At 73.9% G+C, this 14671-nt stretch carries 19 protein-coding genes; 9 read left to right on the top strand and 10 right to left on the bottom strand.

Annotated features, from left to right (window positions below; all coding sequences use genetic code 11):
* Positions 1 to 15: 15 nt before the first annotated feature.
* Entirely contained in the window at positions 16 to 954 is a 939-nt protein-coding gene (locus ACZ470_RS11480; RefSeq protein ID WP_468426657.1) for a LysR family transcriptional regulator, read from the top strand.
* Positions 951 to 1838 carry a serine hydrolase gene (locus tag ACZ470_RS11475; RefSeq protein ID WP_468426656.1) on the top strand — a complete coding sequence of 296 codons (888 nt, stop codon included), beginning with the start codon at positions 951 to 953 and terminating at the stop codon, positions 1836 to 1838. Before ACZ470_RS11480 ends, ACZ470_RS11475 begins: the two co-directional genes overlap by 4 nt.
* Before the next feature lie 97 nt (positions 1839 to 1935).
* On the opposite strand, the gene ACZ470_RS11470 is transcribed toward ACZ470_RS11475, so the two are convergent.
* A complete protein-coding gene (locus ACZ470_RS11470) occupies positions 1936 to 2139 on the bottom strand; it encodes a cold-shock protein (RefSeq protein WP_003969786.1) in 204 nt (67 codons plus the stop codon).
* 241 nt (positions 2140 to 2380) lie between these two features.
* Positions 2381 to 2761, bottom strand: coding sequence for a MerR family transcriptional regulator (locus ACZ470_RS11465; protein ID WP_468426655.1), 381 nt, complete (start codon positions 2759 to 2761; stop codon positions 2381 to 2383).
* A 246-nt stretch (positions 2762 to 3007) separates the two neighbouring features.
* Between ACZ470_RS11465 and ACZ470_RS11460 the strand changes: the two genes are divergently transcribed.
* The 3 genes from ACZ470_RS11460 to ACZ470_RS11450 all read left to right on the top strand — a co-directional run bounded on the left by ACZ470_RS11460 (position 3008) and on the right by ACZ470_RS11450 (position 4297).
* Complete coding sequence (locus ACZ470_RS11460) at positions 3008 to 3397, top strand: ArsR/SmtB family transcription factor (RefSeq protein ID WP_468426654.1); 390 nt, start codon at positions 3008 to 3010, stop codon at positions 3395 to 3397.
* Positions 3394 to 3687: a hypothetical protein gene (locus ACZ470_RS11455; RefSeq protein WP_468426653.1), complete on the top strand. Its 294-nt coding sequence runs from the start codon at positions 3394 to 3396 to the stop codon at positions 3685 to 3687. Before ACZ470_RS11460 ends, ACZ470_RS11455 begins: the two co-directional genes overlap by 4 nt.
* A 238-nt stretch (positions 3688 to 3925) precedes the next feature.
* A complete protein-coding gene (locus ACZ470_RS11450; protein WP_468426652.1) occupies positions 3926 to 4297 on the top strand; it encodes a DUF6479 family protein in 372 nt (123 codons plus the stop codon).
* Between the two features lie 11 nt (positions 4298 to 4308).
* Here the strand turns inward: ACZ470_RS11450 and ACZ470_RS11445 are convergent, their stop codons facing one another.
* On the bottom strand, positions 4309 to 5079 hold the full coding sequence (locus ACZ470_RS11445; protein WP_468426651.1) for an Ig-like domain-containing protein: 771 nt from the start codon (positions 5077 to 5079) through the stop codon (positions 4309 to 4311).
* Positions 5080 to 5267: 188 nt separating this feature from the next.
* On the opposite strand from ACZ470_RS11445, the gene ACZ470_RS11440 reads away from it, so the two are divergent.
* Positions 5268 to 5654, top strand: coding sequence for a hypothetical protein (locus ACZ470_RS11440; RefSeq protein ID WP_468426650.1), 387 nt, complete (start codon positions 5268 to 5270; stop codon positions 5652 to 5654).
* A 48-nt stretch (positions 5655 to 5702) separates the two neighbouring features.
* Here the strand turns inward: ACZ470_RS11440 and ACZ470_RS11435 are convergent, their stop codons facing one another.
* Entirely contained in the window at positions 5703 to 7406 is a 1704-nt protein-coding gene (locus ACZ470_RS11435) for a glycoside hydrolase family 13 protein (protein WP_468426649.1), read from the bottom strand.
* Between the two features lie 148 nt (positions 7407 to 7554).
* Positions 7555 to 8538: a nucleoside hydrolase gene (locus ACZ470_RS11430; protein ID WP_468426648.1), complete on the bottom strand. Its 984-nt coding sequence runs from the start codon at positions 8536 to 8538 to the stop codon at positions 7555 to 7557.
* A gap of 559 nt (positions 8539 to 9097) precedes the next feature.
* Here ACZ470_RS11430 and ACZ470_RS11425 point away from each other — a divergent pair.
* Positions 9098 to 9904 carry a hypothetical protein gene (locus tag ACZ470_RS11425; RefSeq protein ID WP_468426647.1) on the top strand — a complete coding sequence of 269 codons (807 nt, stop codon included), beginning with the start codon at positions 9098 to 9100 and terminating at the stop codon, positions 9902 to 9904.
* A gap of 24 nt (positions 9905 to 9928) precedes the next feature.
* Here ACZ470_RS11425 and ACZ470_RS11420 read toward each other — a convergent pair whose 3' ends face one another.
* Both ACZ470_RS11420 and ACZ470_RS11415 read right to left on the bottom strand, forming a co-directional pair.
* Positions 9929 to 10138, bottom strand: a complete 210-nt coding sequence (locus ACZ470_RS11420) for a 4-oxalocrotonate tautomerase family protein (RefSeq protein WP_468426646.1) — start codon at positions 10136 to 10138, stop codon at positions 9929 to 9931.
* 50 nt (positions 10139 to 10188) lie between these two features.
* The gene (locus ACZ470_RS11415) at positions 10189 to 10947 is read right to left on the bottom strand and encodes an SDR family oxidoreductase (protein ID WP_468426645.1); all 759 of its coding nucleotides are present in this window, start codon (positions 10945 to 10947) and stop codon (positions 10189 to 10191) included.
* Positions 10948 to 11025: 78 nt separating this feature from the next.
* Between ACZ470_RS11415 and ACZ470_RS11410 the strand changes: the two genes are divergently transcribed.
* Positions 11026 to 11895 carry a helix-turn-helix transcriptional regulator gene (locus ACZ470_RS11410; RefSeq protein WP_468426644.1) on the top strand — a complete coding sequence of 290 codons (870 nt, stop codon included), beginning with the start codon at positions 11026 to 11028 and terminating at the stop codon, positions 11893 to 11895.
* A gap of 21 nt (positions 11896 to 11916) precedes the next feature.
* Here ACZ470_RS11410 and ACZ470_RS11405 read toward each other — a convergent pair whose 3' ends face one another.
* From ACZ470_RS11405 to ACZ470_RS11395, 3 genes are all read right to left on the bottom strand, one after another.
* Positions 11917 to 12213 carry a hypothetical protein gene (locus ACZ470_RS11405; RefSeq protein WP_468426643.1) on the bottom strand — a complete coding sequence of 99 codons (297 nt, stop codon included), beginning with the start codon at positions 12211 to 12213 and terminating at the stop codon, positions 11917 to 11919.
* A gap of 23 nt (positions 12214 to 12236) precedes the next feature.
* Complete coding sequence (locus ACZ470_RS11400) at positions 12237 to 12986, bottom strand: GAF and ANTAR domain-containing protein (RefSeq protein WP_468426642.1); 750 nt, start codon at positions 12984 to 12986, stop codon at positions 12237 to 12239.
* A 65-nt stretch (positions 12987 to 13051) separates the two neighbouring features.
* The gene (locus ACZ470_RS11395; protein ID WP_468426641.1) at positions 13052 to 14395 is read right to left on the bottom strand and encodes a helix-turn-helix domain-containing protein; all 1344 of its coding nucleotides are present in this window, start codon (positions 14393 to 14395) and stop codon (positions 13052 to 13054) included.
* Positions 14396 to 14492: 97 nt separating this feature from the next.
* Here ACZ470_RS11395 and ACZ470_RS11390 point away from each other — a divergent pair, with 97 nt between their 5' ends.
* The gene (locus tag ACZ470_RS11390) at positions 14493 to 14657 is read left to right on the top strand and encodes a hypothetical protein (protein ID WP_468426640.1); all 165 of its coding nucleotides are present in this window, start codon (positions 14493 to 14495) and stop codon (positions 14655 to 14657) included.
* The last annotated feature ends 14 nt before the right edge of the window (positions 14658 to 14671 follow it).

The raw sequence follows: 14671 nt of genomic DNA, 5'->3' as shown, positions 1-14671 counted from the left end.
CACCTGGAGTGCTTCGTGGCTGTTGCAGAAGAGTCACACTTCGGGCGTGCCGCGGCCCGGCTGGGAATGGCCCAGCCGCCGCTGTCGCAGCGCATCCAGCGGCTCGAGCGGGAGCTGGGCGTCCGGCTGTTCGAGCGGACCAGCCGTCAGGTGACGATCACCGAGGCGGGGCGGCTGCTGCTGCCCGAGGCCCGTGAACTGCTCGCCCGTTCGGAGTCGTTCCTCGCCACCGCGCGCCGGGTGCGGGACGGCGAGACCGGGCTGCTGCGGGCGGCCCTGCCGCCGGACCTCTCCGGCGAGACCGTCGCCGCCCTGCTCGCGGACTTCGGGCGCCGCCATTCCGGTCTGGAGCTGGAGCTGCACGAACTGTCCACGGCGCAGCAGCTCGCCCGGCTCGCGGCCCACGAGCTGGACGTCGGCATCGTCCACCACCCGTGCGACGTCTCCGGTCTGGAACTGGGCCCGGTGCTGCGGCGCGAGCTGGGCGTCCTGCTGCCGCGCGCGGCGCGGGCAGCCGGGCTCGACGAAGTACCGCTGGTCGCGCTCTCCGGCCACGAGCTGATCCTCTTCCCGCGCGCCGCGGCCCCGGCCCTCTACGACGACCTGCTGACCACCTGCGCCCGGGGCGGCTTCACCCCGGCGGCCGTACGCCACGGCCAGGGCTCCAGCTTCGTACGCGGTCTGGTGCTCTCCGCCGGGGCCGTCGCCCTGTGCCCGCGCGACGCCCTGCCGCCCTCCACCGGGGACGGGGACGCGGACGTCGTGTGGCGTCCGCTCACCGGCGGGGCGCCCGCGCTGCGGCACTCCGCCGCCTGGTCCAAGGGGCGCGGCGACCCCGCCGTGCACGCCTTCGCCGAGGCGGCCACGCACGCGCTGCGCACCACCGCCGGAGCCGTCCCCGACGCACCGACCCGCCCGCTGCACCTGCGCCCGGCATCGGAGTACTGGCTGTGACCGACGCCCTCGCCCGCATCCACGCGGCCTTCACCGACGCCGGGGTCACCGGCCGGCTGCACGCGCTCGACATCGACTCGGGGGCGCAGCTCGACGCCGGGGCGGACCAGCCGGTCTGCACCGCCAGCGTCCACAAGCTGTGCGTACTGGTCACGCTGCACGAGCAGGCCGCGGCCGGTCTGCTGGACCTCACCGAGCAGGTGGAGAGCCCGCCCGCGGGCCGCACCACCGGTCCCACCGGGGTCGCCGCCATGCTGGACGCGGCGCGGCTGTCCCTGCGCGACCTGGCGTATCTGATGATGGCGGTCAGCGACAACGCCGCCGCCGACCTGCTGCTGCGCCGGGTGGGTCTCGACGCCGTCAACGCGACGACGGCCCGGCTGGGCCTCACGCGGACGCTCGCCGTGCACTCCTTCGGCGAGATGCTCGCCACCGTGAAGGAGGACGCCGGCCCCGACGGCGCGCGGGCGCTCGCCGACCCCCGGGTCATCACCCGGCTGCGGGCGCTCGACCCGGCCCGCACCAACCGCAGTACGCCGCGCGACATGACGCGGCTGCTGGGCGCCGTGTGGCGGGACGAGGCGTGTACGCCGGAGCACGGGGCGGCCGTCCGGCGGATCATGGGGCTCCAGGTGTGGCCGCACCGCCTGGCCTCCGGTTTCCCCTTCGACGACGTGCATGTGGCCGGGAAGACCGGGAGCCTGCCGACCCTGCGGAACGAGGTCGGTGTCGTCGAGTATCCGGACGGCGGCCGTTACGCGGTCGCCGTGTTCACCCGGACCGCTCACACGGCGGCCACCCTTCCGGCGGCCGACGCGGTGATCGGGACGGCGGCGCGGATCGCGGTGGACGCGCTGCGGGCAAAAGGGTTGCGGTCACGTTGATCTCGCACGAAATGCGGGCGAATAAGTGCGGGGAAAAACAGGGAGCAGGGGCCCGCACCGAAGTGCGGACCCCTGCTCCTGAATCCCTGCGCGCTGGTCAGGCGGGGACGATGTTCTCCGCCTGCGGGCCCTTCTGGCCCTGCGTGACGTCGAAGCTCACCTTCTGACCTTCCTGCAGCTCACGGAAGCCCGAAGTGGCGATGTTCGAGTAGTGGGCGAAGACGTCGGCGCCGCCGCCGTCCTGCTCGATGAAGCCGAAGCCCTTTTCCGAGTTGAACCACTTCACCGTACCGGTGGCCATATCAATTCTCCTGAGACAGTGCGGGGACTCGCACTTTACGAATCCCTTCATCGTCGCGATGATCACCTGCCCGGAGACCCGGTAGCAAACTGGCAACCACAACTGCAACTGACGTCAGCCTAGCACGGAAATTGTCAACGCCAAGCGAGGAAAATCACTGGAATAAAACACCGTCGGCGTGTTTGAGGAAAGAGATATTCGTCAGCGGGAGCGCAATTTCTGTTCCGGCGGGGGCAGACTTTCACCGCGGTCCGCGGACCGCGTCGGCGTCCCGTCGGCGCAGCTCCTCGTTCACCCGTTCGGCCTGTTCGAGCTGTTCCTCGAGGCTGATGATGCGGCACGCGGCGTCGACCGGTGTTCCCTGGTCGACCAGCTCGCGGGCCCGCGCGGCGAGCCTCAGCTGGTGACGCGAGTAGCGGCGGTGGCCGCCCTCCGAGCGCGTCGGGCTGATCAGCCGCGCCTCGCCCAGGGCGCGGAGGAAGGCGGGTGTGGCTCCGACCAGTTCGGCGGCCCTGCCCATGGTGTAGGCCGGGAAGTGGTCGTCGTCGAGCCGGTCGGCGACGGGGAGCCGGTCCTGGTCGGGCTGCCGGCCGTCGGCGTACGGCTGACTCTCCGCTGGCATACGCACCTTTCCGCGGACCACGTGGGCACGGTCCGCCACGGGGACGGGTTCCCCACGGGGAAACTCTAGTCGCCTCACCGGAAAAACTGCCGGGGCGGCGGCAACTCTGCTGACCATGTCCCCGGGCCGACCCTGAGGTGTCCCCCACCCGTCCCCGATCCGCCCCTGAGATGTGTCAGAAATCTTTGACAGGTCCCACCGGGGGCTGTCAGCGTTTTCTGACAGGTACGAGGGAAAGGGGCCGCGATGCCCGAGGTCCCGCCGACGGCGAGCACGGGCGACGAGCTCCTGAAGGTGCTCTCCGCGCTCGGCAACCCGCACCGCATGCGGATCGTCGCGGCGCTCGTCGAGAACCGGAACTACGTCAGCGCGCTGGCCCGCGAGATCGGCATGGGCCGCCCGTTGCTGCACATGCACCTCCAGCGGCTGGAGGCGGCGGGGCTCGTCATCGGCACGCTCGAGTCCGCGGAGGACGGCAGGACGGTGAAGTACTACGACGTCACGCCGTTCGTCTGCGAACTCACCCCGCACACCGTCGCCCGCGCGGCCGCGACGCTCACCGACGCCGGGGCCGCCGGCACCGACGACCCCGGCAAGGACCGGTCGGACCGAAGCGCGAAAGAAGGAGCCAAGTGAACGACGAACTGGTGACGCAGGCCGCGGGAGCCGAGGAGCTGGGCGTCCTGGTCGGCGCCGTCGGCGCGGCCGGGTTCTTCAGCCTGATGATCGTGATCGTCTGGCAGGTGGCCGCCACCTGGCGGGCCCGGATGCTGGCCGCCCGCGAGGAGCAGTACAAGGAACTCGCCGCCCGGTACGCACAGCTCCTGGAGGACACCGTGGAGCTCCAGCGCCGCACCGCGGACGAGCTGACGCAGACCAGGCTGTCGGTGGGTTCGATGGAGAAGATGATGCGCGAGATCGAATGACCGGACGACGGCGCGGGGAAGGCGGGAAGGCCGGGGCCGGGCCCCGAGCTGCACACGTGGGGACGCGACGGCCCGTCCCGGCCTTCCCTCTGGCCGAAATCTGCCACGGCACGGGACCGGCCGCCCGCCGGGACGGCCAGGAGCGTGACGGGACCGGTCCGTCCGGGCGGAGTTCCGGCCCACATCCGGCCGGGCATTCCGGGCGCTTTATCTCATTTCTTCGTCCATACTCGGAACCATGGACACGGCAACGTATGTAGTTCTGGCCGCAAGCCAGCACAGGTGGGCTGTGATCGCGGCTTTCATCGGCGGGCTGATCGTGGCCGGTGCGCTGATCTGGGCCGTACGTGTCGGAATGCGGTACATGGACCAGGAGGAGCCCCGTCCCACCGCCGAGGACCAGCCGAAGCTGCCGGACGGCGGTGCGGTCCGCGAGATGCGGGAGATGCGGGAGCCGGACGAGATGCCGGACATGTCGAAGAGCGGCTCACGGCTCATGCCCTACGAGCTCCATCACGCCGCGACCAGGACCGGCAAGGACCAGAAGCGCAGGCGCTGGCTGCCCGGATCCAGCGGCGCCTTCGGCAGTGGGGGCCCGGGGCACGTCTGAACCGGGCAGGGTCACCGGAGCGGGTCGGCGTCCCCCACGGTGATCTGGATCTGCTCGCTGGACGCGCTCACGCCGTTCAGGGCGGCGGTGGCCTGGAGCCGGTTGGGGCCGTCGGGAAGGGCGGCCCCGGGGGTGCAGCCCCAGCGGCCGTCGGCCCCGGCGGTGTCGGCGCACACCTCGTGGCCGTCCTTGTCGGAGACGGTGATCTGCGCGCCCGGATGGGCGGTGCCGGCGATCGCCGGCCGTGCGCCCAGCGGCACTCCGGACTCCGGGCCGGTCAGGACCGGCTCCGCCAGCCCCACGGTCACCTGACAGCCGCCGGCCGCCCGGGACGCGCCGTCCGCGTCGGCGAGCCGCAGGGCGCATCCGTCCAGCCGGGTCCCGGGCACCGCGTCCGCGGGCACCGCCAGTACGAAGGGGAAGGTCCCCGCCCGCCAGGGCCGCTCCGCCGAGGTCGCGGTGTAGCGGGCGGTACGGCCGTCGGCGGCGACCGCGCCGCGGTAACCGGGGGATTCGAGGGGGACACCCGACACCCGGGTCCCGGCGGGGGCGGTCAGGGTCAGCGTGGAACCGGTGCCGAGGGCGGGTCCGGTGAACCCGGCGGCCTCGATGATGCCGTCCCGGCCGGGCGGAATGGTCACGGAGCCCCAGAGCACCCGGTCGTGCGCGGCGGGTGAGCGGGCGCCCTCGGCGGCGGACGCCGCGGCCGGCGGCCACAGGCCCGCCAGGATCCCGGCCGCCGTCAGCGCGGCGGCGGCCGCTGTCTTGCTGGACCTGTTCATCGTCGGCGGGCTCCCTGTACGGCGGTCACGGACACCCCCGGACCGATTCTGGCCGGGTGCCGGCGCGGGCCGCCCGCGCTGAACGGCCGGACGGGTGGCCGGGACGGCAGGTGAGTGTGGCCACGGGGTCGACATAAGGGGCAAGGTGGAACAAGAGGCAGCGGAACGGGCGCGGGAGGTGTTCCGATGTGATCACCGAGCTTGCCGTCGAGCGGGTCGAGTTCACGTGCGGCACGTGCTGGCACCACTGGAGCGTGGACTACGACGTCCAGCGCAACATGGACGGCCGCGGGGAGGAGTGGGAGTACTTCTACCGGGACAACACCGCGGTCCCGTCCCCGTACACCCCCGACGGCGCCCGGTCCTGCGCGCGCTGCGGACACCACTGGGTCGGGCACCTCGTCGCGCGCCGCCCGATACCGCTGCCCGGTGTGTCCGACGCGCCGCGCAGCCGGGTCCCGCCGGACGGCCTGCACCGTCCCGAGCGCCATCGGGTGCCCCTGCTGAAGGCCGACGGGCACCCGCAGCCACCCAGGGAACCCCCGGCGTACCGGCGGGCCGGGGGCCCGTCCTGAGGCCGGCGCCCCGCTCCCGGACGGCCGGGAACGGGGCGCCGATCGCACTCAGCGGCTGAGCCAGGCCGTGCTGTCCGGGCCGAGCCGGCCGTCCTCCAGGGGTGCGCTGGTCAGCAGCAGCTCGCCCGCCGGGAGGGAGACCGGTGCGGCGGACAGGTTGGCCACACAGCGCCAGCCGTCACCCCGGTCGAACTGGAGGACCCCCGCCGGGGTCTCCTCCGCCCAGGTCATCCCCTCGCCGTCGATCAGCTTGCGGCGCAGCCGCAGCGCCGTGCGGTACAGCTCCAGCGTCGAGCCCTCGACCCCGTCCTGCGCCTCGACGGCGTACGCGGCGAAGGAGGGCGGCTGCGGCAGCCAGGCACCGGCCGCGCCGAAGCCGTACGACGGTCCGGTCGTCGTCCACGGCAGCGGCACCCGGCAGCCGTCGCGGCCCTTGCGGACGTGCCCGGTCTGCTCCCAGATCGGGTCCTGGAGGACCTCGGTGGGCAGGTCGGCGACCTCGGGCAGGCCGAGTTCCTCGCCCTGGTAGACGTAGGCCGAGCCGGGGAGGGCCAGCATCAGCAGGGTGGCGGCGCGGGCCCGGCGCAGTCCGGCGTCCGGGTCGACGGCGGGGGCGTGACCGCCCGACAGCAGCCAGGCGTTCTCGTCCGTGCCCGGCGGCAGCATCAGACGGGAGGCGTGCCGGACGACGTCGTGGTTGGAGAGCACCCAGGTCGCCGAGGCACCGGCGGCGTGCGCGGTCTCCAGCGACTCGGTGATGACCCGGCGCAGCTCCTCCGCGTCCCACGCGGCCTGGAGATACTCGAAGTTGAACGCCTGGCCCAGTTCGTCGGGACGGGCGTACAGGGCGCGCCGGGCGCCCGGGACCCAGGCCTCGGCGACGGCCATCCGGGGCGGGGAGTAGGCGTCGAGGATCTTGCGCCAGTCGCGGTAGATCTCGTGCACCTCGTCCCGGTCGTAGAAGGGGTGGGTGCCGGGCGGGAAGTCCGCGAGGGCGCTCTCGCGGCTCAGCTCGGGCGCGCCGAGGTCGCGCAGCGGCTCGTCGAGGTCCTTGGCCAGGGCGTGCGCGACGTCCACGCGGAAGCCGTCCACACCCCGGTCGGACCAGAACCGCAGGGTGGTGCGGACGTCGGCGCGGACGTCCGGGTGGCCCCAGTTGAGGTCGGGCTGCTCGGCGGCGAACAGGTGCAGGTACCACTGTCCGTCGGGCACCCGCTGCCAGGCGCTGCCGCCGAACACGGACTGCCAGTCGGTGGGCGGCAGCTCGCCCCGCGCGCCCCGGCCGTCCCGGAAGACGTAGCGGTCGCGGGCCGGGGAGCCGGGGCCGGCGCGGAGCGCCTCCTGGAACCAGACGTGCTGGTCGGAGCTGTGGTTGGGGACGATGTCGACGATCACCTTCAGGCCGAGCCGGTGGGCCTCGGCGACGAGCGCGTCGAAGTCGTCGAGGGTGCCCAGCCGGGGGTCGACGTCGCGCGGGTCGGCGACGTCGTAGCCGCCGTCGGCGAGCTCGGACGGGTAGAAGGGGCTCATCCACAGGGCGTCGACGCCCAGCGCGGCGAGATGGGTGAGGCGCCGGGTGATGCCGCGCAGGTCACCGAGTCCGTCGCCGTCGGCGTCGGCGAAGCTGCGGGGGTAGACCTGGTAGACGACGGCCTGCCGCCACCAGTCCGGGTTCTTGGAGGAGAGGTCGGGCGTGGCGGCGGGGGCGGGGTGCGGCGGCCGGGGGTCGGGCGTGGTGATGCGATCGGTCACGCGGTCTCCTCTGGGTGCGTGCGGGGTACCGGCAGAGAATCTGTCCAGAACACCGTAAAAGCGAACACACCGGCAGCGTGGAGCCATTCCCTGCGGGTGTGGCGCGCGGCACGTTCGTCCCACATACCGGAATCGAATCCGCGACCGACTACACCACCGCGCGTTCGACCGTGGCCAGGTACAGCCCCACGTAGCGGGCGACGTCCACGTCCAGACCGACGTCCACCAGGGGCTGCTCGCGGGTGCCCTCGTGGATCTCGGACTCGCCGACCCAGGGACGGCGGTCGACCACGGTCTGGCCGCGCGTGGGGCCGGGGGCCAGGGACACCTCGACCGGGAGGCGGTGGGTCGTCAGGCCCTCCGGGTCGGCGACGGCGCACAGCGCGCCCGCGTCGCCGAGGCCGCCGGCGTCCTCGGCGGGGTCGTCGGGGCGGCTGCCCGGGGTGGCGGGCCGATGGGCGAGCAGTTCACCGGCCAGCCGCGTGCCCGGTTCGCCGCTCGCGCGCAGTCTTCGCACGTCCGCCGCCGGGACGACGACCCGGGTGAACACGTCCAGGCCGTACATGGTGATCGGCACCCCCGCGGTGAGCAGGATCGCGGCGGCCTCCGGGTCGTGCCACACGTTGAACTCGGCGACCGGGGTGGCGTTCCCGACGGCCGCCGCGCCGCCCATGAACACGATCCGCTCGATGTTGCGGGTGACCTCCGGGTGGGTCCGCAGCAGCAGGGCGATGTTGGTGAGCGGGGCCGTGGGCACGAGGGTGACCGGGCGCGGGGAGGCGAGGATCTCCCGGCGCAGCAGGGTCACCGCGTCGACGTCGACGGGGCGGCGGCGCGGGGCGGGCAGGCCGAGGTCGCCCATGCCGTCGTGGCCGTGGACATGGCGGGCGGAGCGCGCCGCCTCGATCAGCGGGCGCTCGGCACCCCGCGCCACCGGGACGTCCGGCGCGCCCGCCCGCTCCAGCACGGTCAGCGTGTTGCGGACGACGCCGTCCACGTCGGTGTTCCCGGCCACGCAGGTCACCGCGCGCAGGTCGATCCCCGGGTGGCGTACGGCGAACAGCAGGGCCAGGGCGTCGTCGACACCGGTGTCGCAGTCGATGATCACCGGGATGGGCCGACCGTGGGTCACGACGAGGACTCCTTCCGCCTGGGCACGTGCCTGCGACCCTACGCGGGCCCCCGGCCCGCGATGCCGCACCGGCTCCTCCGCGGGCAGGGCGCCGCGCCGTGCCCGCGGCTCCAGGTGTGCCGTACGAGGGCGCCCTCGGGAGCCGGTACGGCAGGCCCGCGCGCCCATCGGCGGATCGGCGTCGAGCAGGCCGCGCTCACGGCCGAGGAGACGATGGCCCCGCACAGCAGGCCCATCCCACCCCGGCGGCCGACATCACACAGACCGCCCTCACAGCCGAAGCAACGAAGGCCCCGCACAGCAGGCTCGGCCCACCCGGACGGCCGACGTCACACAGGCCGCGCTCGCGGCCAAGGCGACGATGGCCCCGCACAGCGGGCTCGGCCCACCCGGACGGCCGGCGTCGCACGGGCCGCGCTCGCGGACGAGGCGGCGATGGCCCCGCACGGTGGGCTCGTCTCACCCGGACGGCTCGCCGCGCTGGTGGGGTGGTCGGGGCGGTGGTGCCGTAAGAGCACGTCCGACCGTGGACGGCCCGGTTCCCCCAGGAGGCACCTCGATGACCCATGCCCTGGCCGCCGCCCGCGTCCTCCTCGCCTCGGCGCTGTCGGTGACGGCCCTGCTGACCACGGCGGCCTGCACCTCGGTCACCCGGGACGTGCCCCGCGCGCTGCCCGAGGGAGTGCCCGAGGCGCCGGCGGCCTCCGCGTCCGCCGGGGCGTCCCCCGCCGCCCGGCCCTCGCCCTCCGCGCAGGCGTTGAACGAGGAGCAGCTGCGGGCCGCGCTGATCACCGAGACGGACCTGGGCGAGCCGTGGATGGCGAGCCGGGGCGCGGCGACCTGGCGGGACGGGATGCTCAAGGCGAAGACGGACGACGCCGACTGCCACCGGCTGCTCGACGCCCTCTACACGGAGGAGCTGTTCGGCCCGCCGTCCGGACCGAGCGCCACGGTCACGCTCGACGACGCCTACAACGACAGCCAGCTGCGGTACCAGGTCGCCGCGCACCCGCCCGCCGACGTGGACCGTGTCCTGGAGTGGATGGCCACGCTCCCGGAGAAGTGCGAACGGTTCGAGGCGACGACCACCCGGGCAGGCGCCCAGCTCGTCGAGGTGGCGGAGCTCCCGCTCCCGGAGGCCGGCGACGCGCGGGCGGGACTGCGGCTGACGATGACCGGAGAGGCGTCCGACGGAGCCCCGACGTACCTCACCGTGAACCTCGCCGCGGCCCGCGTCGGCGAGGACACGATCACCCTCACCAACGGCGGCCTCGGCGCGGTCCTCCCCGAGGTCACCCAGGCGATGACCCAGCTCGGCGCGGACCGCCTGGCGGACGTCGGCCGGCAGGCGCGGGTACGGGTCTGACGGCCGGCCCCCTGCCGGCGGAGGTCATGCGTCGCCGTTGAGCATGGCGGCGGTCAGGACGTCGCCGGCCACGCCCCAGCCTCCGTCGACGACTTCGTCGACGAGGACGACGGTGGTGGGCCGGGCCCGCTCACCGTAGATCTCCGCGTACAGGTCGGTGGTGCGTTCGACGATCTTCTTCTTGTCCTCGGCGGTGAGGGTTCCCGCGGGGACCTTGAAGTTGGCGAAAGGCATGGTTGTTGCTCCTTTTCGATCCAGGGGTGAAAGGTGTTCGTGGACGCCGCTCAGACCATGCCGCCGTTGGCCCGCAGGACCTGGCCGTTGACCCAGTGCCCCTCGGGGCCGGTGAGGAAGGCGACCACCCGGGCGATGTCCTCCGGGGTGCCCAGCCGCTCCAGCGGTGGGGTCTTCGCGAGCCGGTCGACCTGCTCCGGGGTCTTGCCCTCCAGGAACAGGTCCGTGGCCGTGGGCCCGGGGGCGACGGTGTTCACGGTGATGTCCCGGCCGCGCAGCTCGCGGGCGAGGATCAGCGTCATCGCCTCCACGGCGGCCTTGCTCGCCGCGTACGCGCCGTAGGCGGGGAACGCCGTACCGACCACGGAAGTGGAGAACCCGACGAAGGAGCCGCCCGCGCGCAGGCGCCGTGCCGCCTCCCGGGCCACCACGAACGTGCCGCGGACGTTGGTGCGGTGGATGGCGTCGAACTGCGCGAGGTCCAGGTCGGCGACGGTGGACGTGGCGGCCCGGCCGGCGCAGTTCACGACGACGTCCACGCCGCCGAACTCCCGCTCCGCCCGGTCGAACAGCGCGGTGACCGCCTCCTCGTCGGCCACGTCCGCCCGCACGGCGACGGCCTGGCCGCCCGCGGCGGTGATCGCCGTCGTCGTCTCCTCGGCCGCGGCCTCGTCCCTGGCGTAGTTCACCACGACGGCGAGGCCGTCCTCGGCGAGCCGCAGGGCGACCGCGCGGCCGATGCCGCGTGATCCGCCGGTGACGACGGCGGCCCGTACCGCCGCCGCCTCGGAAGTGTGGTTCGTGGTCATGTCCTCAACGGTGCCCGCCGCCCGCCGGCGGAACCAGGGGATGTCATCCCCTGTGCCGACGGCCCGGTCGGACGGAGCATGGGGGGCATGGGTTCTGTGAAACACGCCGAGCTGGGCGCCTTCCTGCGGTCGCGGCGGCAGCGGATCCGCCCGGCCGACGTCGGGCTGCCCTCCGGGCCCCGGCGCCGGGTGCCCGGGTTGCGCCGCGACGAGGTCGCACAGCTCGCCGGGGCGTCGGTGGACTACTACAACGAGCTGGAGCGCGGGGCCGGCTCGCAGCCGTCGGAGCAGATGCTCGCCGCGCTGGCCAGGGCACTGCGGCTGACCGCCGACGAGCGCGACCACCTCTTCCACCTGGCGAACCGTCCGGTTCCGGTGCAGGGCGGAGCCGCCTCGCACGTGCACCCCGGGATGCTCGACCTGCTCACCCGGCTGACGTCGACACCGGCGCAGGTCATCACGGACCTGCACGTCACCCTCGTACAGAATCCGCTCGCCGTGGCGCTGCTCGGGGACCAGTCCGGATACCGGGGTACCCGGGCCAGCTTCGTCCACCGGTGGTTCACCGAGCCCGACGCCCGGCGGCTGTACCCGGGGGCCGATCACGCGGCCCAGTCCCGCGCCTTCGTCGCCGACCTGCGCGCGGCCGCCGCGCGGCGGAGCGCCAAGGACGCGGAGGTACGCGCGCTGATCGGCGCGCTGCTCGACGGCTCCGCCGAGTTCGCCGCGCTGTGGGCCGAGCACGACGTGGCGTTCCGCCGCGACGACCGCAAGCGCATCGTCCACCCCGCCCTCGGCGTGATCGAGGTCAACTGCCTCAACCTGTTCAGCGAGGACGGCCGGCAGCGGCTCCTCTGGTTCACCCCGGCGGTCGGCACCGACAGCGCGGAACTGCTCGGCCTGCTGTCCGTCATCGGCACCCAGGACCTGCCGGGAGCGACCCGCTGAGCGCCCGCCGTCGAACGACCGTCAGGAGGTCCTTCCGGCGTCGTCGGTCAGGCGGTCCACGGCCTGCTTGGCCTCGGCGAGGCCGGTGCCCGTGGACTCGCGGTACAGCTTGATCGCCTGGACCGTCCTGCCGTCCCGGGCGAGCGCGACGATCTCGTCCCGCCCAGGTATCTCCTCGCGCAGGCCCAAGTGGTCCATGACCAGGTCCAGTTTGCGTTCGACGCGGGCCGCGCGGCGTTCGGTCCGGGAGAGGCTGCCCTGGAGGGTCGCGATGCCCAGGATCACGACGCAGGTGAGGAAGAGTACGGCTGTGTCCATGACCAAAAGGGTAGGGAATCGCGTCAGGGGGTGTCGAAGCGGCGACGGTGGGCGACCACGTCCAGCGCGACGTCCAGGGCCGTGCGGCCGTGCGCGAAGGCGTCTCCGCGCAGCCGGGCCAGGGCCTCGTCGGCGCCGACGCCCAGCTGGGCCATGATCATGCCGACGGCCTGGTGGACGCGGTCGTGGTCGGCGGCCAGTCCGCTCAGCCAGGGTTCTCCGCCGTCCCGGAGGTCGTGCTCCTCGCCGTGTGGCAGATCCATCACCGCCGCCGTCATGACACCGGCGACCAGCCGGGCGACGTCCAGCTCCCCGTCGGTGAGTCCGCCGGGGGTGCCGCGGTAGAGGTCGAGGGTGCCGACGCAGACCGCGCCGGTGCCGAGCGGCAGCGCGTACACGGCGCGCACGCCGGCGCCGAGCGCCTGCTGGGCGAAGACGGGCCAGCGGCCGGCGCAGACGGGGGCGGAGAGGTCGCGGGCGAGCACGGGGGCGCCGGTCCGCAGGACATGCCGGCAGGGGCCGTCTCCCAAGGTGGCCTGGATCTGGGCGAGGTACGCGGCGCGCACCCCGGACGCGCCCAGCTGTACGGGCATGCCGTCACCGCGCAGCGACACGGACGCGCCGTCGACCGGCAGCAGCTCGACGGCGACCGCGCACAGCCTCCCGGGTACGGCGGCCGGCTCGGCACCGCGCAGTCCCGCGGCGATCGCCGCGACCGCCCGCTCGTTCCGCCGGCCCTCGCCCCCAGGGCCGTCCCCGGGCCGCACGCCCACCGCCTCCTTCGCCGCTCTCCCGCAGAACCGAGCCCCGACTACCCGGCGGGACCCGTCCGAAACGGTCAGAGCGGAGGCTGGGCGGGCGCCGGGCCCAGAGTGGTCGTGCCAGGGGCCGTCCGGTGGCCGAGGCCGGTCCGGTAGGCGTCCAGGGCCGCCTCGACCCGGCCGGTACGGCGGAGCAGGTCGCCGAGGAGACGGCACAGGTCGGCCAGGTCACCGGCGGCACCCGCGCGTTCCAGCAGGCTCATCGCGCGTACGTAGTGCTCCTCGGCCCGCTCGGCGTCGCGGGCGTCCTCGGCGATGATGCCGAGCAGCCGGTGCGCGGCCGCCGCGTGCACCGCGCCCCGCTCGGGGGAGAGCCCGCCGAGCACGTCCTCCAGCAGCGCCGCCGCCTCCTCGGAGCTGCCGCGCCGGCGCAGTACGTCGGCCAGCTCGACGGTCACCTGACTGATGTAGAGGGAGGCCCGCTTGGCCGACAGCATCGCCAGCGCCTCGCGCATCTCCGTCTCGGCGCGCTCCAGTTCGCCGTTCTGCGCGTACACGTACCCGCGCATCCAGTGACAGTTGGCCAGCTCGGTGCGCAGTTGCAGCCCGCGGTACAGCTCCGCCGCCTTCGCCAGTGAGGCGTCCGCCTCGGCGAGGCGGCCCTCGGCGAGCAGCGTGCGCGCCACCGACCGGTGCATGCGCGCCACCAGCGCCGGGTCGCCGGACCGCGGCGCGAGCGCCAGCGCGAGCTCCGCCGCCTGCGCGGCCCGCGCGTGCGCGCCCATGTCCATGTACGGGCCGATCGCGCTGGCGTAGAGCAGCAGCAGCGCGTCCGGGTCGTGCAGACCGCCCCGGTTCAGCTCGTCGATCGTGGATTCGAGGAGGTAGACCGCGTACCGCAGTTCGCCCGCCAGGTAGTGGGCGACGGCCCGGCCACGCAGCGCCGGCACCCGGGCGGGCAGCGGGGCGTCGGCGAGCCGGGTCTCGGCCCGCTCGAAGTACTGGCGTCCCTCGACGAGTTCACCGGTCTCCAGGGCGCACTCGCCGAGTCCGAGGAGCGCGGCGGCCTGTTCCTCGGCCAGGCCGTGCGCCTCCGCCTCGGCGAGCAGTCCGGCGTACTGCTCCACCGCGGCCTCCGTCTCACCGACGGCGAGCGTGCGCTGCGCCTCCGTGAGCCGCAGGTGCAGCTCGGTCACGAGCCGGGCGGGCCGCCCGGTGGCCAGTTCGTCGAACGCGACTCCGAGCCGGGCGGCGAGATGCCGCAGCGCGTCGTCGGAGGGCCGCACCCGCCCCGCCTCCAGCGTGGAGATGTACGCGGGGGTGTACACCGGCTCGGCCAGCTGTCTCTGGGTCAGCCCGCGCTCCACCCGTAACTGCTGCACCCGCCGCCCGATGGTTCCCGGCTCGTCCCGCTCCCCCACGCCAACTCCCCCAGCCCCTCTTGCCGTTCGCGACCGACAGCCCCTAGGTTAAACCGCGAATTAAACCTGCTTAACCCATTGCTGTTGCGAGGTCGCCGTGCTGGAACGCACACGCACCACCGAGCGTTACGCCCGAGGCTTCGCCGCGGCCGTCGCGGCGGTCGCGGCACTGATTCTGGCGGCCAACGCGGGTCCGGCCAAGGCCGTCGACCCCGAGCCGGACCGGCAGACCACGGCACCGGTGGAAGCGGCGGTCCGGTAGCTCCTGTCACGCGC

The organism is Streptomyces sp. NPDC031111 (genome assembly GCF_055570675.1).
This window is presented reverse-complemented; position numbering and strand designations above follow the sequence as displayed.

Bases quoted from the DNA above. Each gene is read 5' to 3' on its own strand.
- ACZ470_RS11410 (WP_468426644.1), top strand. From the start codon at position 11,026: ATGGGGGGCATGGGTTCTGTGAAACACGCCGAGCTGGGCGCCTTCCTG.
- ACZ470_RS11405 (WP_468426643.1), bottom strand. From the start codon at position 12,213: ATGGACACAGCCGTACTCTTCCTCACCTGCGTCGTGATCCTGGGCATC.
- ACZ470_RS11460 (WP_468426654.1), top strand. From the start codon at position 3,008: ATGCCCGAGGTCCCGCCGACGGCGAGCACGGGCGACGAGCTCCTGAAG.
- ACZ470_RS11465 (WP_468426655.1), bottom strand. From the start codon at position 2,761: ATGCCAGCGGAGAGTCAGCCGTACGCCGACGGCCGGCAGCCCGACCAG.
- ACZ470_RS11415 (WP_468426645.1), bottom strand. From the start codon at position 10,947: ATGACCACGAACCACACTTCCGAGGCGGCGGCGGTACGGGCCGCCGTC.
- ACZ470_RS11470 (WP_003969786.1), bottom strand. From the start codon at position 2,139: ATGGCCACCGGTACGGTGAAGTGGTTCAACTCGGAAAAGGGCTTCGGC.
- ACZ470_RS11425 (WP_468426647.1), top strand. From the start codon at position 9,098: ATGACCCATGCCCTGGCCGCCGCCCGCGTCCTCCTCGCCTCGGCGCTG.
- ACZ470_RS11445 (WP_468426651.1), bottom strand. From the start codon at position 5,079: ATGAACAGGTCCAGCAAGACAGCGGCCGCCGCCGCGCTGACGGCGGCC.
- ACZ470_RS11450 (WP_468426652.1), top strand. From the start codon at position 3,926: ATGGACACGGCAACGTATGTAGTTCTGGCCGCAAGCCAGCACAGGTGG.
- ACZ470_RS11420 (WP_468426646.1), bottom strand. From the start codon at position 10,138: ATGCCTTTCGCCAACTTCAAGGTCCCCGCGGGAACCCTCACCGCCGAG.